This is a genomic window from Nodosilinea sp. LEGE 07088 (assembly GCF_015207395.1).
Lineage (GTDB): Bacteria > Cyanobacteriota > Cyanobacteriia > Phormidesmidales > Phormidesmidaceae > Nodosilinea.
The window spans coordinates 1-19,658 of record NZ_JADEWX010000030.1 but is presented as its reverse complement, the minus strand read 5'-3'; the positions used below and the strand labels follow the sequence as shown (position 1 = coordinate 19,658).

15 protein-coding genes and 2 pseudogenes are annotated in these 19,658 nt (G+C 58.9%); 6 read left to right on the top strand and 11 right to left on the bottom strand.

The features are described from left to right. Nucleotides 1-17: 17 nt before the first annotated feature. The 5 genes and pseudogenes from IQ254_RS09785 to IQ254_RS09765 all read right to left on the bottom strand — a co-directional run. A complete protein-coding gene (locus tag IQ254_RS09785) occupies nt 18-968 on the bottom strand; it encodes a putative selenate ABC transporter substrate-binding protein (protein ID WP_193966017.1) in 951 nt (316 codons plus the stop codon). Nucleotides 969-1,081: 113 nt separating this feature from the next. Beyond that, the gene (locus IQ254_RS09780) at nt 1,082-1,606 is read right to left on the bottom strand and encodes a tetratricopeptide repeat protein (RefSeq protein WP_193965991.1); all 525 of its coding nucleotides are present in this window, start codon (nt 1,604-1,606) and stop codon (nt 1,082-1,084) included. A 5-nt stretch (nt 1,607-1,611) separates the two neighbouring features. After that, the gene (locus tag IQ254_RS33535) at nt 1,612-1,977 is read right to left on the bottom strand and encodes a type II toxin-antitoxin system PemK/MazF family toxin (protein ID WP_193965990.1); all 366 of its coding nucleotides are present in this window, start codon (nt 1,975-1,977) and stop codon (nt 1,612-1,614) included. Beyond that, nucleotides 1,955-2,197, bottom strand: a complete 243-nt coding sequence (locus IQ254_RS09770) for a hypothetical protein (protein ID WP_193965989.1) — start codon at nt 2,195-2,197, stop codon at nt 1,955-1,957. The genes IQ254_RS33535 and IQ254_RS09770 overlap by 23 nt, the downstream gene beginning before the upstream one ends. A gap of 91 nt (nt 2,198-2,288) precedes the next feature. After that, nucleotides 2,289-2,471, bottom strand: a pseudogene (locus IQ254_RS09765) (Uma2 family endonuclease); the annotation flags it as partial. Nucleotides 2,472-2,598: 127 nt separating this feature from the next. Between IQ254_RS09765 and pruA the strand changes: the two are divergent. Further along, the gene (pruA, locus tag IQ254_RS09760; protein WP_193965987.1) at nt 2,599-5,598 is read left to right on the top strand and encodes an L-glutamate gamma-semialdehyde dehydrogenase; all 3,000 of its coding nucleotides are present in this window, start codon (nt 2,599-2,601) and stop codon (nt 5,596-5,598) included. 213 nt (nt 5,599-5,811) lie between these two features. On the opposite strand, the gene IQ254_RS09755 is transcribed toward pruA, so the two are convergent. The 5 genes from IQ254_RS09755 to IQ254_RS32430 all read right to left on the bottom strand — a co-directional run bounded on the left by IQ254_RS09755 (nt 5,812) and on the right by IQ254_RS32430 (nt 11,694). Beyond that, complete coding sequence (locus IQ254_RS09755) at nt 5,812-6,027, bottom strand: DUF2949 domain-containing protein (RefSeq protein WP_193965986.1); 216 nt, start codon at nt 6,025-6,027, stop codon at nt 5,812-5,814. Continuing rightward, nucleotides 5,996-6,541 carry a tetratricopeptide repeat protein gene (locus IQ254_RS09750; RefSeq protein WP_193965985.1) on the bottom strand — a complete coding sequence of 182 codons (546 nt, stop codon included), beginning with the start codon at nt 6,539-6,541 and terminating at the stop codon, nt 5,996-5,998. The genes IQ254_RS09755 and IQ254_RS09750 overlap by 32 nt, the downstream gene beginning before the upstream one ends. A 153-nt stretch (nt 6,542-6,694) precedes the next feature. After that, nucleotides 6,695-7,306, bottom strand: coding sequence for a PAP/fibrillin family protein (locus IQ254_RS09745; RefSeq protein WP_193965984.1), 612 nt, complete (start codon nt 7,304-7,306; stop codon nt 6,695-6,697). Between the two features lie 280 nt (nt 7,307-7,586). After that, nucleotides 7,587-8,945 (bottom strand): (Fe-S)-binding protein, encoded by a 1,359-nt coding sequence (locus IQ254_RS09740; RefSeq protein ID WP_193965983.1) that lies wholly within the window; start codon nt 8,943-8,945, stop codon nt 7,587-7,589. A 157-nt stretch (nt 8,946-9,102) separates the two neighbouring features. After that, nucleotides 9,103-11,694, bottom strand: coding sequence for a ligase-associated DNA damage response DEXH box helicase (locus IQ254_RS32430; RefSeq protein WP_193965982.1), 2,592 nt, complete (start codon nt 11,692-11,694; stop codon nt 9,103-9,105). A gap of 163 nt (nt 11,695-11,857) precedes the next feature. On the opposite strand from IQ254_RS32430, the gene IQ254_RS09730 reads away from it, so the two are divergent. The 3 genes from IQ254_RS09730 (at nt 11,858) to IQ254_RS09720 (ending at nt 13,561) form a co-directional block, all read left to right on the top strand. Further along, complete coding sequence (locus IQ254_RS09730; RefSeq protein ID WP_193965981.1) at nt 11,858-12,517, top strand: Uma2 family endonuclease; 660 nt, start codon at nt 11,858-11,860, stop codon at nt 12,515-12,517. Between the two features lie 227 nt (nt 12,518-12,744). After that, on the top strand, nt 12,745-12,912 hold the full coding sequence (locus IQ254_RS09725) for a hypothetical protein (protein ID WP_193965980.1): 168 nt from the start codon (nt 12,745-12,747) through the stop codon (nt 12,910-12,912). A gap of 46 nt (nt 12,913-12,958) precedes the next feature. Next, the gene (locus tag IQ254_RS09720) at nt 12,959-13,561 is read left to right on the top strand and encodes a Uma2 family endonuclease (protein WP_193965979.1); all 603 of its coding nucleotides are present in this window, start codon (nt 12,959-12,961) and stop codon (nt 13,559-13,561) included. 161 nt (nt 13,562-13,722) lie between these two features. Here IQ254_RS09720 and IQ254_RS09715 read toward each other — a convergent pair whose 3' ends face one another. After that, on the bottom strand, nt 13,723-15,786 hold the full coding sequence (locus IQ254_RS09715; RefSeq protein ID WP_193965978.1) for a prolyl oligopeptidase family protein: 2,064 nt from the start codon (nt 15,784-15,786) through the stop codon (nt 13,723-13,725). A gap of 349 nt (nt 15,787-16,135) precedes the next feature. On the opposite strand from IQ254_RS09715, the gene IQ254_RS09710 reads away from it, so the two are divergent. After that, entirely contained in the window at nt 16,136-18,862 is a 2,727-nt protein-coding gene (locus IQ254_RS09710) for a cation-transporting P-type ATPase (RefSeq protein ID WP_193965977.1), read from the top strand. A gap of 68 nt (nt 18,863-18,930) precedes the next feature. Beyond that, nucleotides 18,931-19,658: pseudogene (ligA, locus tag IQ254_RS09705) on the top strand (NAD-dependent DNA ligase LigA); the annotation flags it as partial.

Here is a 19,658-nt window from a genome sequence, read left to right as displayed (position 1 = left end):
GAAAAATCGGCTCGCCCCTACTGAATTTTGCCAATTTTGCGGCCCACCGCTTCAATTTCGGCGTAGTTGTCATTGGTCGTGGCAATAAACCGCTCCGCCCCAAATAAATCGAGAATTTCTTTTTGTTCGGGCACAGCCGGGTCGAGGGCCATGAGGGCAGCCTGCACCTTGTCAGCAAAGCCTTCGCCGTAGCGCTGATCCACTGCTGGGCCAATCACCCAGTGGTAATCGTAGTAGGGCGGGGTGCGCCAGATCATGGCCACCTTATCGGTATCGACATCTCCTTCGCTCAGGCGATCGATCCAGACCTGTTCATTGAGCGCACCCACGTCATAACTACCGGCCTCGACCAGCTTGATGGTGGCATCGTGGTTGCCCGAGAACCCCACTTCACCCTTGAGGTCTTGCTCGATGTCAAGGCCAGCCTGCTCCATAAAATACTGGGGCATCAGTCGCCCTGAGGTGGAAGACTCGCTGCCAAAAGTAACGGTGCGCCCCTTGAGCTGAGCCAGGTCTTGAATGTCAGAAAATTCCTTCAGGCCGCTAGCGGTATTGGCAATAAACACGCTGTGGAACTGTTCATCAATGTTGCGTTGGGCGATCGCTTGAGCACCGGGCACCTGCAACCGTGCCTGCACCCCGGTCAGGCCGCCAAACCACACCAGATCGAGATCGCCCACCCTAAAAGCAGTGACCGCTGCCGCATAGTCGGTCACTGGCTTATACTCTACCGGCACCCCCAGTTGGGCCTCTAGGTAATCGGCCAGCTTGCCGTAGAGGCGCTGGAGTTTTTCGGGATCTTGGTCGGGAATAGCGCCCACCGCCAGGGGCTCGGTGCTTTGCTCGGCAACGGGGTCATTTTCGGGCGCGGTGCCCAGGTCTGGGTTAGATGACCCACAGGCACCCAACGGCAGTAGCAACAGCAAGCTCGATAGCCCCGCAACCCACGAACGACGAATGCTCACCATGGTTATCCAGCGTTTAGACAGCAGCTTCACATCATACGGGCCGAGTTTGGCCCAGCGCAATGCCATCCCCCCAAATGACCATCCCTTGAACATCGGGATCTGAGCTGTATTCTCTAGCTCAGCCAGACCAGCCCCCCCAAGACCAGGGCAACACCCACCAGCGCAACCCAAAGAAACCCGTTGTCTTTGCGGTTGATTTCGCTGGGGTCAATGGGCGGTTCCTTAAGTTTGGCGCGAGGGGTAGATTTAGTCGCCCCAGAGTAGGCAGCGGTGCCTAAAATTTTGGCTCCATCGGCAGATAGCTCGTCTAAGTCAGGAATTTGCGTCATCCAGTTAGTGGGGCGCTGGAGCTGGGGCGCTTGCAGAATATAGAGCAGGTTTTTGCCCTGCTTGCGGGTGTCTAGATCGGGGTGGCGAGTGAGGATTTGGCAGAGGGCGATCGCATCCTGCTGTCGCCCCACGGCACTATAGGCATTTACCAGCCAGGTCTGAATTTCCCCACCAAGCGGGGTAGCGGCCTTGGCCAGCTGAACGGCTTCCTCAAAACGTTCTACCGCTTCGCGGTAGCTGCCTCGCTCGAAGGCAGCTTGGCCAATGACGTACTGGGCTTGGGCTTGGGCACGGGGGTCTTCGGTCATGGGTTCTACAAAACTGGGTCAATAAAAAGACTGCACAATCGTCTAGCGACCTTCTCCTGAGTCGGCTGTGACAATACTCCCAGCTCGCGCAAAATAACAGACAGTTTGGCTGTCATCAAGTAGTGCAACCGCAAGGCAGACGGCTTACGCAGCCCACTGGCAACGAAGTCAGGATGAGATGGTTTGAAGATGATGTCTGTTGGCAATGGGCTATCTGGAATACGGCTAGTAATAAATGCTAGTAGAACATGCTGGTAAGGACCAATTGAATGGGTCAAACACAAGGCCGGTCTTACCTTAGCTGTCACCAAATCATCAAACGGGAACCGAACCAGGACGACCTTACCCCTAGGGCTCGAAGGGTTTACCATCGCTTAATTCGTAAATATCTTCTTCAGGGTCGCTCAGAAAGTCAAAGGCAGGATTTTGAGCTGCCGCCTGTAGCCACTCATCATCTCCGATGTCTTTGGCCTCGTCCACCAAAACAATCACCCTGACCTGAGCATCTTTTAGCGCAGGATCTAGCTGAAAGTCAGGCCAGGTCAAATGGCCATTGGCCATAACGGTTGCCGGTAGCTCGTAGGCTTTCATCGTGGTGGTTACTGTTCGGGGTTACGCCAATTTTAGAACAATCGATAGGTCTACTGTTTCATCGCTGACTCAAGTCAGCATGGCTTGACAGCTACCAAACTAGGGCCAGATTCAATTCAAAGCCAGGGAGAACGGTTTCGCCAGAGAGATAGGTAGGGTTGGTCAATACCTCAGGCGCTTGTCCCTGGCGATAAATTTCGACCTGTCGGGTCTGGGGATGGATCAACCAGCCCAGGCGGACGCCGCTGATCATATATTCCTGTATCTTGGTCTGCACCATTGAGGCACGATGATAGGCCGCTGTAGCTCTACCCCTGAGCGCGAAAAGTATCATGACACGCTAACCCCACAGAGGCTGTTTTCCCTCAAGATAGAGCTAGGGAATCAAGGAGACATGTATCGTGGTAGCCCCAGCAATTAAGCCTCAGACCGACGCACGCCCCTACGAGGCTAAGACCCTCTCGATCGCAACCGCCCTGCTCGGGGCCACCCGCGAGAAGAAAAATCTCTTCGCCCAGATGCGCGACCAGATGCGCTGGGACGACAAGATCATGGATTTCGCCATGGCCAACCCCGGCCTCAAGGTGCAGTTGTTTCGCTTCATTGATGCCCTGCCCGCCCTGCGCAGCAAGCCAGAAATTGCCCGCCACCTGCAGGAGTATCTGTCTGCCGACGAGGTAGAGCTGCCCAACGTGCTCAAGGGTCTGCTCAACTTCACCGACCCCGACTCGGCCCCCGGCAAGCTGGCCGCCACCACCGTCGCCCCCGCCGTTGAAACCCTGGCCTACCGCTACATCTCGGGCGAAAAGATGGATCAGGCGATCAAGGCGATCGAGCGCATGCGCAAGGACAAGCTCACCTTCACCATGGACCTGCTGGGGGAGGCAGTAATTACCGAGGAGGAGGCCCAGGCCTACCTACAGCGCTACCTCGACATCATGGAGCAGCTGTCGAACGCCGCGAAAAACTGGAAAACCATCGACGCGATCGACGTTGCCGAGGGCAAAGAACTCTCCAAAGTCCAGGTGTCGGTGAAGCTGACCGCCTTTTATTCTCAGTTTGACCCGCTGGATGAGGCGGGCAGTCGGGCCGGGGTCAGCGACTCCATTCGCACCCTGCTGCGCCGCGCCCAAGAGCTGGGGGTGATGGTGCACTTCGACATGGAGCAGTACAAATACAAAGACCTCACCCTGGCGATTCTTAAAGACATCTTGATAGAGGATGAGTTTCGCCAACGCGACGACGTTGGCGTTACGCTCCAGGCCTATCTGCAAGATAGCTACGACGATCTGAAGGACCTGGTGATCTGGGCCAAAGATCGGGGCACCCCCGTCAGCGTGCGCCTAGTGAAAGGGGCCTACTGGGACCAGGAGACGATCACCGCGCGGCAGAACGACTGGCCCAGCCCGGTCTACAGCCAGAAGGTCTCCACCGACGCCAACTTTGAGCGCATGACCCGGCTGCTGCTGGAGAATCATGAGTATTTGTATGCCGCCATTGGTAGCCACAACGTCAGGTCGCAGGCCTATGCCATGGCGATCGCCGAAGAACTCAAGGTCCCCAAGCGCAATATCGAGCTACAGGTGCTCTACGGCATGGCAGACAAGCTGGCCAAAACCCTGGCTGACCAGGGCTACCGGGTGCGGGTCTACACCCCCTTCGGCGAGCTGATTCCCGGCATGTCCTACCTGATTCGTCGCCTGCTGGAGAACACCGCCAATAGCTCCTTCCTGCGGCAAAACCTGGAAGATACCCCGGTGGAGACGCTGCTGGCGGCACCGGAGTTTGCCCCGGGAGACAAGGAGCAGGGGGGCAGGGGGGATTGGGAGCCGCCGTTCCCCAATGCGGCGGATACGGACTATGCGATCGCCGTCAAGCGTGCCGAGGCCTTCGCCGCCCTCAAGGCCGTGCGCCAGCAGATCGGCCAGCGCTACAGCCCGATTATCGACGGCGAAGCGGTGACCACCGAGACCTTCTTCGACTCGGTGAACCCCTCCAACCCCAAGGAGCTGATCGGCAAGGTGGGCATGGCCAGCCAGGAGCAGGCCGAACGGGCGATCGCTGTAGCCAAAGCCGCCTTCCCCGCCTGGGCCGCTACCCCGGCCAAAGAGCGAGCCGACATTCTGCGCCGCGCCGCCGACATTATGGAAGCCCGCCGCCACGAGCTTAACGCCTGGATGGTGCTGGAGGTGGGCAAGCCCCTGGGCCAGGCCGATCCCGAAACCTCAGAGGCGATCGACTTCTGCCGCTTCTACGCCGACGAAATGGAGCGGCTGGACGCGGGCTACGCCTACGACTACCCCGGTGAAACCAACCGCTACCGCTACTTCCCCCACGGCATCGGTCTGGTGATTTCTCCCTGGAATTTTCCCCTGGCGATCACCACCGGCATGACCGTAGCGTCGCTGGTGGCGGGCAACTGCACCCTGATGAAGCCCGCCGAAAACTCCTCGGTAATCGGCGCTAAGATTGCCGAAATTCTCTACGAAGCGGGCATTCCTAAGGGCGTGCTCCAGTTCATGCCCGCCAAAGGCTCCACTGTCGGGGCCTACATGGTCGAGCATCCCGACATTCACATGATCACCTTCACCGGCTCTCGTGCCGTGGGCTGCCGCATCTACGCCGAGGCCGCCCAGCTGCGCCCCGGCCAAAAGCACCTGAAGCGAGTGGTGGCCGAGATGGGCGGCAAAAACGGCATCATCATCGACGAGAGCGCCGATCTCGATCAGGCGGTGCAGGGGGTGGTTTACTCCGCCTTTGGCTACAGCGGCCAGAAATGTTCGGCCTGCTCCCGCGTCATGGTGGTGGAGTCGGTGTACGACACCTTTGTGCACCGGCTGGTGGAGGCGACCCGCTCCCTCCAGGTCGGCATCGCCGAAGCCCCCGGCACCACCGTCGGCCCGGTGGTCGATGCCGCCGCCCAGGCCAAAATTAAGGAGTACATCGAAAAGGGCAAGCAGGAGTCAACCCTGGCCCTGGCAATGCCCGCCCCCGACAGTGGCTACTTCGTTGGTCCCACGGTGTTTACCGACGTGGCCCCCGATGCGGTTATCGCCCAGGAAGAGATCTTTGGCCCGGTGCTGGCGGTGATCAAGGTCAAAGACTTTGAGGAAGCCGTGCAAGTCGCCAACAACACCGACTATGGGTTAACCGGCGGTCTTTACTCCCGCACCCCCTCTCACATTGAGCGGGTGCAGCATGAGTTTGCCGTCGGCAACCTGTACATCAACCGGAGTATTACGGGGGCGATCGTCTCGCGGCAGCCCTTCGGCGGCTTCAAGATGTCGGGGGTGGGCTCTAAGGCCGGTGGCCCCGACTACCTGCTGCAATTCCTGGAGCCCCGCCACGTCAGCGAAAATGTGCAGCGCCAGGGCTTCGCCCCGATCGAGGGAGTCGATTAAAGACTCAACTACGGAAGACTGCAAGCTGTGAACCAATGGTTGACAACCATCATTGGTTCACAGTCTATGATTTAAGTAATGAGGCTAATCGCCATGCCCACATCAATTGCAGAACTATTGCCCGCGATCGCAAATCTCTCCCCTGCCGATAAGTTTCGGCTAGTGCAATTTGATGCCTGAACTCAGACATCAAAACAGCGGTTCACCTATTGCCTATAGTGACTGCTTGGCAGGGCAGGCTCTTTCGCGCTCTAGCCAATCAAACAGGTGTTCGAGCTGGCTGAGAGAAATAAAGCCGTACTGCCACAGAATAATCGGGAACTGAATGCGACCGTCGTTGTGGTTTAGTGCAGTGCTGACCTCATCGGTAGAGACCCCAAACTCTGCCTGCACAAACCTAACCAGCCGAGTGATTTGGGGCAATGTCATGGCACAACCTCCGAATAGCGTTGGCAGATGTGTCTGAAGCGGGATGGGTAACCCGCTGGTAGCTGCGGTAGGAGTCACCAAATCGACCCAATCGATGCAGAGCCACACCGCGAAAAAGCCAGGCCTGGGTGTGATGGGGGGAGAGCCAGATGGCCCGGTTGCTGCTATTGAGTGCGGCCTCGGGCTGGTTGAGCAAAATTTGCAGGGTGGCCTTTTGCACCCAGAGGTGCGCATCGTCGCCCCCAATCAGGCTTTGGGCCTGCTCTAGGCTCTCCATGGCGTCGTCGTAGCGATTGAGGCAGGCTAGGGCATTGGCGCGGCTATACCAGCTCTCAACGTCGTGGGGGCGCAGAGCCAGGGCTTGCTCAATAGACTCTAGAGCCTGGTGATAGCGGCCCTGCTCCAAATGAATTTTTCCCAGTTCGCAGTAGCGCAGGGCCTCGGTTTGAGGGTCAGGAGCGGGCGGAATTGGGGTCGAGATCTGGGGTTTGCGATCGCGTACACAAGTTGCCATAACAATTGTCCTTTGGGTATGAGGTGAGCGATTCACTTGGTCGCTAACGATAAATACCCGGTGTGGCAATAATGTGTCGATGGCGTTTCAAGGCCGTGAACGATAGAAATTCACCTCCCTGCGGTCTGAGTCGGGCAGGCTGCGACGGGTCACCTAGCGCCTAAACACAAACAAATTGCCGGTGACGCCCCGTCCGAACCGCAAATCATCATCCAGGTAAGAGGTGATCCATAGCGCCTCCTGGCGCAGAAAATCTAAAATCGGCACCGTGATCTGAGGCAGATGCAGCCCAGCGATGCCCAACAGGCGGGTGGCTTGCACCGTCAAGGCCCCAAAACTTACCTGAGCACTCTCCCCTTCCTCAAAGGGTTGCCATATACCCTGGGCCGTTGCCGTCAGTTCGCCCACAAATGGTAGCGAGAGCACCGCCCCATTTTCAGAGGTAATAGCGGTGCCGGTTTCCTCTGGCCCCGCCAGCCGCTGCCAAATCCGCCGAATGCCTACTGGCATCGGCAGGGGGAGGTTGATGCGGCGGGTCACCACCGTACCCCGTGAGGCATAGACCAACGCCCAAGACCCGAACAGCAGGGGCCGATATTCCTGGCGCAGGGGTTGATTGATCGGGGTAAGCGACTCTAGCTCACAGATCATCTGGTCAATGTCTGGGTGCTCATGGGGCAGCAGGGCCAACTCAGGCTGGAGCGCTTCAATTTGCTGAAGTAGCTGGGCTTTAAGCTGGGTACGACGGTGATGAAGAGGGGTCATTGTAGCGGCCAACTAAATTCAATGGGCCTGGATTAGGCCTGGAGTTCTAGCATACCCATGAAGACGATTTTGGGCGCTGCTTAGAGTATTCCACCTAAAAAACAGCCCGATCAGGAACGCGAACTTGGCCCACTGGGCCGGTCGCGGAGAGACACCGGATAGGTATTGAGTTGGAACACTCTTAGTTAAATAGGACACCATGTTAAATAGGACACCATTTTGAGCGTATAGGTTTGGGGTATGCCCGACTGTATGGCTAGCCATACAGTCACCTGGTCGGCTATTTGACCAGTGGCAACGGTACGCCGCGCATGGAAAAATCGAGCAGCTCTATGGGGTGAAACAGTGGTAGAGCACCGTCTTGCTGAGCCATGTGCTGCTGAATTTGCAGGGAACAGCCGGGGTTGGGAGAGGCCACTAGCGCTGCGCCGGTATTCAGCAGATGCTTGACCTTCATTTGGCCGAGTTCGGTTGCCACCTCCGGATTTAGCATGTTGTAGACGCCAGCGCTGCCACAGCAGAGGGCGGCATCGATGGGTTCCCGCAGGGTTACACCGGGGATTTGTTTGAGGAGTTGCCGGGGCTGAAGGCTGATCTTTTGCCCATGGAGCAGGTGGCAGGCGTCTTGATACACGATGGGCAATTTGCCCTCAGCCAGGGGGTGGAGTGGGGTAGTCAGACCCACCTGAGCCAGAAATTCTTGCACGTCTCGCACCTTGGCGACGAAGGCTTGGGCGCGATCGCGGTACTCAGGGTCATCCTGCAAAATGTGGTGGTATTCCTTCAGGGTGTGGCCACAGCCTGCGGCATTGATAACGACAAAATCGACCTCGGCTGCCTCAAAGCAATCGATCATCTGGCGGGCGAGGGTCTGGGCCTGGGCCTCCTGCCCCTGGTGGGCGGGTAGGGCCGAGCAGCATCCTTGCCGGTGGGGAATCACCACGTCGCAGCCGTTGGCGCTGAGCACCCGGGCAGTAGCCGCGTTCACATCGGAGAAAAAGACCCGTTGTACGCAGCCCAGCACCATGCCCACTCGGTAGCGCTTTTGGCCCACGGCGGGAACGAGTTCCGGCAGGTCATCCTGAAAGCTTTCGGCGGTGATGGGGGGTAGCAGGGTCTCCATGGCCGCCAGGCTGGGAGAGAGTTTGGCCAGCAGCCCAGTTTGCTTGACCAGCGCCGAAAGCCCCAGCTTTTGGTAGAGGTACAGCGGCCCAGCGATCGCCCGCAGCCGCGTAGGGTAGGGAAACAGGCTAAAGATCAGCGATCGCACCAGTCGTTCGGGTAAAGAGCGCTCATGGTGGCGCTCTACCTGGGGCCGCACCGCCGCAATTAGCTGGTCATACTGCACCCCTGAGGGGCAGGCTGTCGTACAGGCCAAACAGCCCAGGCACGAGTCAAAATGCTGGGCCGAGGTCGCCGACAATGGCGCTTCCCCGGTATTAATAGCATCCATTAGATAGATGCGGCCCCGGGGTGAATCCATCTCAGTACCTAACACCCGATAGCTGGGGCAGGTGGTGAGGCAAAACCCACAGTGCACGCAGGCATCGATCAGCTTGGGGTCAGGCGGATGCTGAGCATCAAAGCCCCCGGCGACGGTGGGGGCGGAGGTCGGGGGGGCAGACTCTGGTGTAGGCATGGAAACCCAGATAACGGCTTCTTTTCAGCCTAGCGCGATTCCGGAACAGATCGCTTCGCGAATCGCCCGCTGCTTTGCCCCGGTTAGCTAACAATCCCGCAATGCTTACCATAGGCATAGAGCGCACAAGCGTCTGGCGGGGCTGCTCTGTCCTGTACTAGCGCTGCTCCCACAGGTCTTTCATGCGCTGAATGCGCTCTAATAGGGTTTCGTTCGACATCCGCGAATTCAACCGCTCCACCAATAAGGGGAATGCCAAGGGGGAGGGACGTTTAGTCTCCTGCCACACCACCGATCGCTGGTCGAGCCGTTCTAGGGTTTGAGTTAGACGATGGGTTTCAAGCTGGTCTTGCAGCACTTCTCGCTCGGCCTGCTTGAGCAGCAGATTGTCGGGCTCGTACTTAGTGAACACCTCGTAGAGTAGCGACGTACTGACCTGGAGCTGGCTAGAGGTTTTGCGCGACCCCGGATAGCCCTTAAACACCAGCCCGGCCACCTGGGCCACGCCGCGAAACTGGCGCTGGGTGAGTTCTGAAATGTTGAGGCTGGCGCGAATGTCATCGGCCAGGTTTTCTAAACTAAAGAAGGCGCTGGAGAAGAGATCCTCGTAGGGGTAGCCCTTGGGGCCGAGAATTTCAAAACCGTAGTCGTTGACCGAAATCGTGAAGGTCGCCGTTTTTTGCTTGGCAAAACGGTAGCCCCATAGGAATCCCAGCCCTTCATGGACGAACCGTCCCTCAAAGGGGAACACGTAGAGGTGCTGGCCCTCACGGGTTTTGCAGCTCTCGACCAGCAGTTCATCGGCCCTGGGCAGGGTCGAGAGCCGCTGCTGAGCGGCGAGAATGGGGGCGATGGTGAGAATTTCGGCGTTGGCGGTTTCTGGCTTGTAGTCAGCTTGATGTTCGTCAGGTGTCCGGCAAGAATGCCCCCTGCCCCTCTTGTTAAGGGGGGTAATGGCGTGATCTTCTCCAACGAGAGATTGGGGGAAGCTAGTCTCGTCAAAGGTGGATTCCACTGATTGGGGGAAAGCTGAGCCACTGACTTCTTTGATCACCTCTCGCACCCACTCCACCTCGCGACGCAGGTGATGGCTGAGGGTATCGGAGATGGCCATCTGGCCGCCACCCCAGGAGGGGGTTACGGTCGATTTGCGTTTGGTGCTTTTGACGTAGAGCACCATGTCCTTGATTTGAAAGTATTCCAGCTGTCGTCCGGCGAAGAAGAACACATCCCCTTTCTTCAGCCGCGATACAAACGCTTCTTCTACGGTGCCAATTTCGCGGCGGTTGGTGTAGACGATTTTGACCGACGTGTTAGAGGTAATGGTGCCAATGCCCATGCGGTGATTGCGGGCCAGCTTGGTGTCGCTGACCTGACAAAGACCCTCCTCCCGCACCACTTTTTTGTAGCGGGGGTAGGCCCCGAGGCACTGGCCGCCGGTTTCAATAAAATCTAAGATCCACTGGTATTCTTCATCGGTGAGGTCGGCATAGGCGACGGTCTGGCGCAACGTTTTCAGGGTCTGTTGGGGCTCAAAGCCATCGCCACAGGCCAGGGTGACCAGGTGCTGCACCAGCACGTCGTAGGGCTTGTGCTGGGGGCGACGAGTCTCCATATCGCCCAGGGCTAGACCCCGACGAAAGGCGGAGATCTCCAGCAGTTCCAGGGCGTTGGTGGGTAAGAAGAACACCTCCGAGGTGCCCTCAGGTACGTGGGCACTGCGCCCCGCCCGCTGCAACAACCGAGCCAGGTTTTTGGGGCTGCCGATCTGCACCACCCGCTCCACCGGCTGAAAATCTACACCCAGATCCAGCGATGAGGTGCAGACCACCCACTTGATGTCGCCCGATTTCACCCCGGCCTCGATCGCTTCCCGCTCCTTGACATCGATTGAGCCGTGATGCAGGGCAATGCTTTTGGCCTCCTCCGGTAGGGCAAAGTTTAGCGCCTGGTACCAGCGCTCGGCATGGTTGCGGGTGTTGGTGAAAATCAGGGTGGATTTTTCCAGATCCAACGCCTCAATCAGGGTCTCGAACATGCGCAGGCCCAAATGCCCCGCCCAGGGAAAGGTATCCACGGACTCGGGCCGAATGCTTTTGATCACGGTGTCGCGCTTCAGGTCGGCGCGAATAATCACAGGCTCGGAGCCCAGGCCCACGGCGGTTTGGGCGGCTTCGGCCAGATTCCCCAGGGTGGCGGAGATGGCCCAGGTGCGGAGAGTGGGCTGGAGCGATCGCAGCTGCCCCAGGCACAGCTCTGCCTGGGTGCCCCGCTTCGAGCTCATCAGCTCGTGCCACTCGTCGAGAATGACGGCCTGGAGGTGTTTGAAGCGTTTGGCCCCGCCCTTGTAGGACAGCATCACCGCCAGGGACTCGGGCGTGGTGATCAAAATATTCGGCATTTGCTTAAGCTGCTTGGTCTTGCGTGATGAGCTGGTGTCGCCCGTGCGCGACTCGACCGAGATGCCCCAGTTCATGGCCTCAATCGGGGCCTTGATCGCCTGCTCAATGTCGCGCGAGAGGGCGCGCAGGGGGGTGATGTAGAGCAGGTGCAGCCCCTCACTGGGCTGGGCGATCAGCTCTGCGATCGCCCCCATGACCGCCCCATAGGTTTTGCCTGAGCCGGTGGGCACCTGTACCAACCCACTGCGTCCCGACAGGTAAGCCGCCCAGGTCTCAGCCTGAAAGGCGAGGGGTTGCCAGCCTCGGGTGGCGAAATAGTCGGTGATGGGGGTGAGGCTAACAACCACGGGGCTTTGGCAACTGAGGAGAGTCTATTTATTGTAATGAGATAGGGGTAGTGAGACTGGGGCAGAGAGGCAGGAGATGGGGCCGTCGAGGGAGGGTTCAGATACAATTAAACCTAGACCCAACCCCTACCTGCCGCCTGGGGTGCTGCCCTAGCCAACGACCATGACGGCGATCGTTCCCCAAGTTTCTACGCCCATCTATCCCTCCGCAGACGGTGAGCCTGTGGCTGAAACCTTTGTGCATCTCTACGCCATGCTGGTCACTCTGGAGGTGCTACGGCAGTATTTAGCCGGGCAGCAGGCAACTGTGCTCAGCAATCAGTTTCTCTACTACGCCCAGGGGTTTCCCAAGCTACGGGTGGCCCCCGATGTGATGGTGATTTTTGATGTCGAGCCCGGGGGCCGCGACAACTACAAGATCTGGCAAGAGGGGCAAACCCCCGCCGTCATTTTTGAAATGACCTCTGCGGGCACCCAGGAGCAAGACCAGTCGTTTAAGAAAACCCTCTACGCACAGCTTGAGGTCGAGGAGTATTGGCTGTTTGACCCCAAGGGCGATTGGATACCCGAAAAGCTCAAGGGTTATCGCCTGCAGAGGGAGGAGTACACCGCCATTACCGACGGCATTAGCCAGCGGCTGAGCCTGCGCCTCGTCGTAGAAGACACCCTGATCGGCTTTTATCGCCTCGATACGGGCGAGAAGCTGCTCATCCCGGAGGAACTGGCGGTGTCGCTTCGTCAAGAACAGCAGCGGGTTGCCCAGCTCGAAGCTGAACTTGCCCGCTACCGCCAGCAGTTTGGCGATCTGCTGCCAGAGGCCTAAGACCAAATCCTGCCTGCATACCCCCGGTTTGTAGGGGCATTGCATGTGTCACGCGCTGTAAGGTTGTACCCCGCCCGGCGACACACTGCTATGCCCCTACGCAAATCCTGGCGATACACCACACACCTCCTATACCCGGGTATTTGGCAAAATGCCTCCAGGATCGATTTCAGCGATTATTCGTTCCTACAAATCGGCTACAACCAAACGCATCAACACCCGGCGCGATGCGGCAGGCACACCGGTTTGGCAGCGCAACTATTTGGCAGCGCAACTATTACGACCACATCATTCGGAACGAGCGATCGCTCCAGCCCATGCGCCACTACATCACACACAATTCCCTCACCTGGGCTGACGGCCAGCTGCATCCATGCAACCCATCAAAATGGTGATGGCAACCTCCCGTCGCTATCATGGTCATAGCACGTTGCCAAACCCATGACCCTTGCCAGCAGTCCTTCCTCCATTCGCGTTGAAACCGGCCATGGCGATATTCGCACCATTCAGCCGGGGCGCACCTGGGAGCAGTTTAAGCACCTGCAAAAAGGCTTTGAGAACACCCGTGGGCTCCGACTATTCTTCTACAACGGCACCATTGAAATCCTTATGCCCGGCGAGGCCCACGAGCTGTTTAAAAGCGTCATCGGCTTTTTAATCGAGACGTTTTTGTTCCATCGCGGCCTTGAATTCAAGCCCACCGGGTCAATGACCCAGGAGAAAGAAGGCATCGCCGCCGCCGAAGCCGACGAGTCGTATCAGATTGACGGCTACAGGCTATCGGTCGAAGTCAATTTCACCAGCGGCAATGCCGCTAAGCTAGAACGATATCAAGCCCTGGGGGTTGATGAAGTCTGGATGTGGGAAGACGGCTCCCTGATGGTTTACCACCACCAATCTGGTCAATACGAAAGGGTTGCTCGCAGCGGCATACCAGCTCTGGCCGAGATCGATCTGAGTGTACTGTCGGCGTGCATCCTGCTTGGAGAAACCTCTAGAATTCAGGCCGCGCAACGGTTATTAGCGGCTCACCCCGCTTCCTAGTGCATGATTATCCCTCCTGGGAGGCTTGTGCTGAGCCTGGCGAAGTGGGCAGGGGTGGGTCTGCAAGGGATCCTATAAAGAATGTAGCTTTCTGATCCGAGCCTCACCCACCCCGCCCTGCGGGCACCCCTCCGAGGAAGGGACGGCGAGCTGAAGTTAACCTACAACGCCATCCCCAAATTCGCCACCAAAAACGCCCACTTGTCCGACACCTCTTCGATCACCTTTGCTGTCGGCTTGCCCGCTCCGTGGCCCGCCTTGGTCTCAATCCGAATCAGCACCGGGGCATCCCCCTTGTGGGCCGCCTGGAGCGCCGCCGCAAACTTAAAGCTATGGGCCGGTACTACGCGATCGTCGTGGTCGGCAGTGGTAATCAACGTCGCTGGGTAGGCCGTCCCTGGCTCCAGGTTGTGCAGCGGCGAATAGCCGTAGAGCACCTTAAACTCATCCTCGTTTTGGGGCGAACCATAGTCCGACTCCCAGGCCCAGCCAATGGTGAACTGGTTGAACCGCAGCATATCCATCACCCCCACGGCGGGCAGCGCCGCCGCAAACAGGTCGGGGCGCTGGGTCATGCAGGCCCCCACCAGCAGGCCGCCGTTGCTGCCGCCTGCGATCGCCAGTTTCTGCGACGACGTATAGCCCTCGGCCATCAGCCACTCTGCCGCTGCAATAAAGTCGTCAAATACGTTTTGCTTGTTCAGCTTGGTGCCCGCCAAGTGCCACTCTTCGCCGTACTCGCCGCCGCCGCGCAGGTTGGGTACCGCATAGACGCCACCCATCTCCATCCACACCAGATTGCTGACCGCAAACGACGGCGTCAGCGAAACGCCAAAGCCCCCATAGCCGTAGAGCAGCGTTGGGTTCTGCCCATTTAGCTCAATCCCTTTTTTGTGGGTAATAAACATCGGGATGCGGGTGCCATCTTGGCTGGGGTAAAACACCTGGGTGGTGGTGTAGGCGCTGGGGTCAAAATCGACCGTCGGCTGACGGTAGAGGGTGCTCTGGCCGGTCACCATGTCGTAGCGGTAGATAGTGTTGGGCACCGTAAAGCTGGTAAAGCTGTAGAAGGTTTCGGTGTCTTCTGGTTTGCCATCAAAGCCCCCTGCCGAGCCGATGCCGGGCAGTTCGACCTCGCGCACCAGCTCCCCCGTCAGCGAAAAAATGCGAATGGTGGTGTAGGCATCCTTGAGATAATCGGCCACAAACTGGTGGTTGAGAATGCTGACTCCCTCCAGCGTGTCGTCACCCTCGGGAATAATCTCCTGCCAGTGCGATCGCGCCGGCTGCCCAACATCGATCGCAATCAGCCGCCCCTTGGGGGCCTCCAGATCTGTCGTGAACCAGAACAGCGACCCCTCGTTATCGACAAAGCTGTAGCTGGCCTCAAACTCCGAAATCAGCTCCACCACAGGGCTGTCGGGCTGGCTCAGGTCTTTATAGAACACCAGGTTGTCGGGGTCAGTCCCTTTCCATACCGAAATGATTAAATACCGCCCATCTTCTGTAACGTCGCCGCCAAAGCCCCACTCTTTTTCGTCGGGGCGCTCGTAGACGAGAACGTCTTCACTCTGGGGGGTGCCAATGCGGTGGTAGAAGAGTTTCTGGTAGTAATTGACCGCCTCCAGCTTAGTGCTCTCGTCAGGTTCGTCGTAGCGGCTGTAGAAAAAACCCTGGTGGTCGTGGGTCCAGGACGCGCTGGAAAACTTCACCCACTTCAGCAGGTCATTGGTGTCTGCGCCCGTTGCAATGTTGCGCACGTGCCACTCGACCCAGTCGGAGCCGCCGGTAGAGAGTCCGTAGGCCAGGTAGGCCCCATTCTCGCTCACCGCCATGCCGCTGAGAGAAACGGTGCCGTCCTCTGACAGGGTGTTGGGGTCGAGCAGCACCGTGGGCTCGGCCTCCAGGCTGGGCAGGGTGTAGAGCACGCTCTGGTTTTGCAGGCCGTCGTTTTTGAAGTAAAAATACCGCCCGCCCCGCTTGAAGGGTGTGGTGTAACGCTCGTAGTTCCAAATTTTGGTTAGGCGATCGTTGATGGTCTGTCGCCCTGGCAGCGTTTCTAGGTAGGCCGAGGTAACTCGGTTTTGGGCCTCAATCCACTCGCGACTGGCGGGCGATTGGGGATCTTCGAGCCAGCGATAGGGGTCGGGTACCGCCACGCCGTGGTAGGTATCAACCTGATCCTGTTGCAGGCTGGGCGGGTAGGTGAGAGAAATGGCAACCATAGGAATTTGCGATAGACCAAGGGCTAACAGTAACCCTAGCAAGAAGCGCAAGGGATTGGACATGGGTTAGACAGTGCAGATGATGCAGGAACTCAGGTGTATACCTATATCACAACTCACCGGCTAGTCGTAGGCGGTGGCGCAAGTTTGATGGTTATGGCCTATGGCTGGGCGGCAGCGGAGCCAGGGGGCTAAGGAGACAGGGAAGCAGTAATTAGAATTAGCTTGTCTAAGATTGCCCAGGGGGATTGGGATGAAGCCTCAATATTGCGTTGTGATGCAGCTTTGCCCTGGCCCCCTTGCTGTCACCTAGGCTGAGGGTAAGACAACCGCTTGCCCCTGCTCAGCAATGGCTTTTGGACTTAGATCTCGGCAAGATATCCCCCCAGCCCAGGGGGGTCTAAAATCCTGGCACAGTTTGCCCTTGGTCAGGGTGCTGAGCCTGGTGGATGTTGATCCTGAGGTCGGCTTGACGGCTGAGGTCGTCCGCGATCGCCTTAGCTACTACGGCCCCAATACCTTGCCAGCGGCCAATCGCCGCTCGGCCCTGGGGCTTTGGGTGGAGCAATTTATCAGCTGGCCCGTGGGGTTGTTAGCCATGGCGGCATTGCTCTCTGAGATGACCGGCAGCCCGGTGGATGCGGCGGTGATTTTGGGCGTTGTGGTGATCAACGCCATCATCGGTTTCACCACCGAAAGCCAGTCAGAGCGCATCATTCGATCGCTGCAGCAGACGGTGTCACCCAAGGCCCAGGTGCGTCGGGATGGCCGCGCGATCACGGTAGACAGTGCAGAAATTGTGCCTGGAGATGTGCTGCTATTGCAGGCTGGGCAGGCCGTAGTCGCCGATGCTCGAGTGATTGACGGCAATCGCCTCAGTCTGGATGAGTCTTCCCTCACGGGAGAAAGCCTGTCGGTAGCCAAGCAGCCTGCCGATCTAGAGGAAGACGCGCCCCTGCCCGAGCGGCACAACCTGGTATTTAAGGGCACCCTGGTGACCGGCGGAGCAGGGCTGGCCGTGGTGGTGACGACCGGTACCAATACTGAGCTGGGCGCTATTCAGGCCCTGGTGGATACGACTCAGAGCCAAGATACTCCCCTGCAAAGACAGTTAAGCCGGGTGAGCGGTCAGCTAGTGGTGCTCTGTAGCGTTGTGTGTGCCGTCATTTTTACGGTTGGCGCATGGCGAGGCTACGACCTACTGCATGCCCTCAAAATCTCGATTTCCCTGGCCGTAGCCGCTGTACCCGAAGGGCTACCCGCCGTGGCCACGACAACGCTGGCCCTGGGCATTCAAACCATGCGCCAACGTAAGATTTTGATTCGCGCCCTCCCCGCCGTGGAGACCCTGGGTACGGTGCAGGCGATCTGCCTCGACAAAACCGGCACTATCACCGCTAACCGCATGGCTGTGCAGGCCGTAGCCCTGGCCGCAGGAGACGTTTCAGCGGTCGAGCCGTTGTGGGGGTCTCCGGCCCTAGATCGATTGTTGACCGTAGCCGTGCTTTGCAACGAAAGCCAGCTGATGCTGGCTGAAGATAAGACCTCCACCCTGCAAGGGTCAGGGACAGAAAATGCCCTGCTCACCCTGGCGATCGCAGCGGGCATTGCCGTGGCCCCCCTCAGACAGCGCTATCCTCGATTGGCGCTTAACCTGCGCCAAGAAGATCGGCTGTTCATGAGTACCCTGCACCGCACCCCCGAGGGCGGTGGCCTGGTGGCTGTTAAGGGTAGCCCCAACGAGGTGCTCGATCGCTGTAGTCACTGGCTGCTGGGCGATCGGCCTACGCCGCTCACCGCCAGCGATCGCCAGCACCTCAAGACCCGCAATCAGGCCATGGCCGAACAGGCCCTGCGCGTACTAGCGATCGCCGAGCGGGCGATCCCCCTCGAGTCTGGCCAGCCGCCCCTAGCCCCCGCTGCCTACGAACAAAACCTCACTTGGCTGGGCCTGGTGGGTCTGGCCGACCCCATTCGCGAAGGGGTGCCCGAGCTGATCACCGCCTTTCACCGGGCCGGTATTGATACGGTGATGGTGACCGGCGACCAGCGCGCTACGGCGAAAGCCATTGGCGAGCAAGTCAAGCTGGGCCGTCAGGGCGAGTTGACCATTGTCGATGCCTACGATCTGGCCGATATGTTCGAGGGCGATAGCCAGTCTCTGACCCACCGGATCGATATCTTCGCCCGCATTAGCCCCGCCGACAAGCTCCAGGTGGTGCGCACGCTGCAAGCGGCTAACAAAGTTGTGGCCATGGTCGGTGATGGCATCAATGACACCCCCGCCCTCAAGGCCGCCAACGTGGGGTTGGCCATGGGCTCGAGCAAAACCGAAGGCGTTCACGATGTCGCCGACGTGATTATCCAAGATGACAACCTGGGCACGGTCATTGATGCGATCGCCCAGGGGCGCACCACCTACACCAACATTCGCAAAGTGGTGCACTATCTGCTGGCCACCAACCTCAGCGAAATTATGGTGGTAGCCGTGGCCACGCTGGTCGGGCTCGGAGATCCGCTCAACGCTATTCAACTGCTGTGGCTCAACCTGGTCACCGATATCTTCCCTGGCCTGGGTTTGGCCCTCGACCCCGCCGACCCCACCGTGCTAGAGCAGCCTCCTCGTGCTGTTGACACCCCCATTATCAATCCCACCGACTTGCGCCGCATGGTGTGGGAAGCCAGCGTGATTTCCCTCATTGCCCTGGCTGCCTATGGCTATGGTCTGGGCCAGTATGGGGCCGGGGCCACCGCCAGCACAATTGCCTTCATGGGCCTCACCCTGGCTCAGGTGCTCCACGCCCTGGTCTGCCGCACCGAGATCCGGCGAGGACAAGATAATTCACCCCTGCCCGCCAATCCTTATCTGATCGTGGCCGTCGTCGGGTCTTTGGTCTTGCAGTTGCTGCCCCTGGCCGTACCAGCCCTGGGAGAGCTTCTGCACATTGCCCCCCTAGCCCCCAGAGACTATGGGGTAATTGTCGCCACCGCCCTCATTCCCCTGGCCATCAATGCCGTTAGTAAGCCCACCGCCCAGAGCGAGTCCTTGGATAGTACCGACATTATTCACCCCTGACGACCGCTGCGGAAATTAACCCCCAGCAACGTTACACTAGCCACCGGACGATTTTAGATGAACCAGCCATGGGCCAGCGCGCAGACGAATCCACCGCCGCCAGGATGCAAACGCTCAGGTCGCAGCTGCAGGCCGCCAGCTACGCCTACTACGTGCTCGACGATCCTGACCTGCCCGATCAGGTCTACGATCGCCTCTACCGCGAGCTACAAGACCTCGAAGCCGCCCATCCCGAGCTGGTTACCCCCGACAGCCCCACCCAGCGCGTCGGCGAAACGCCCGCCACCCAGTTCACTTCGGTGCGCCACAACATTCCTCTCTACAGCCTTGAGAACGCCTTCGACCTGGCCGAGTTTCGCGCCTGGGAAGATCGCTGGCGGCGGCAGGCCCCCGAGGTTGGGGCCGTAGACTACGTGGCCGAACTTAAAATCGACGGCAACGCTCTGGCCCTGACCTACGAGAATGGTCTGCTGGTGCGTGGCGTCACCCGTGGCGACGGTGTCTCAGGCGAAGACATCACCCCCAACGTGCGTACCATTCGCTCCATTCCCCTGCGGCTCAATACCGACCATCCGCCCGCCGTCGTCGAAGTACGGGGCGAAGCCTTCTTGCCCCTCGACGTGTTTGAGCAAATCAACCAGGAGCGCGAGGCGCGAGGCGACAGCCTCTTTGCTAACCCCCGCAACGCCGCCGCCGGTACCCTGCGCCAGCTCGACTCCCGCATCGTGGCCGATCGCAGGCTGGATTTTTTTGCCTATACCGTGCATTTGGAGGCGGGGGAGCGGGGGAGTGGGGG

Coding starts and splice junctions, on each gene's coding strand:
- IQ254_RS09785 (WP_193966017.1), bottom strand. CDS start 968: ATGGTGAGCATTCGTCGTTCGTGGGTTGCGGGGCTATCGAGCTTGCTG.
- IQ254_RS09780 (WP_193965991.1), bottom strand. CDS start 1,606: ATGACCGAAGACCCCCGTGCCCAAGCCCAAGCCCAGTACGTCATTGGC.
- IQ254_RS33535 (WP_193965990.1), bottom strand. CDS start 1,977: ATGGTAAACCCTTCGAGCCCTAGGGGTAAGGTCGTCCTGGTTCGGTTC.
- IQ254_RS09770 (WP_193965989.1), bottom strand. CDS start 2,197: ATGAAAGCCTACGAGCTACCGGCAACCGTTATGGCCAATGGCCATTTG.
- IQ254_RS09755 (WP_193965986.1), bottom strand. CDS start 6,027: ATGACATTGCCCCAAATCACTCGGCTGGTTAGGTTTGTGCAGGCAGAG.
- IQ254_RS09750 (WP_193965985.1), bottom strand. CDS start 6,541: ATGGCAACTTGTGTACGCGATCGCAAACCCCAGATCTCGACCCCAATT.
- IQ254_RS09745 (WP_193965984.1), bottom strand. CDS start 7,306: ATGACCCCTCTTCATCACCGTCGTACCCAGCTTAAAGCCCAGCTACTT.
- IQ254_RS09740 (WP_193965983.1), bottom strand. CDS start 8,945: ATGCCTACACCAGAGTCTGCCCCCCCGACCTCCGCCCCCACCGTCGCC.
- IQ254_RS09730 (WP_193965981.1), top strand. CDS start 11,858: ATGACGGCGATCGTTCCCCAAGTTTCTACGCCCATCTATCCCTCCGCA.
- IQ254_RS09725 (WP_193965980.1), top strand. CDS start 12,745: ATGCGGCAGGCACACCGGTTTGGCAGCGCAACTATTTGGCAGCGCAAC.
- IQ254_RS09720 (WP_193965979.1), top strand. CDS start 12,959: ATGACCCTTGCCAGCAGTCCTTCCTCCATTCGCGTTGAAACCGGCCAT.
- IQ254_RS09715 (WP_193965978.1), bottom strand. CDS start 15,786: ATGGTTGCCATTTCTCTCACCTACCCGCCCAGCCTGCAACAGGATCAG.
- IQ254_RS09710 (WP_193965977.1), top strand. CDS start 16,136: ATGGCTTTTGGACTTAGATCTCGGCAAGATATCCCCCCAGCCCAGGGG.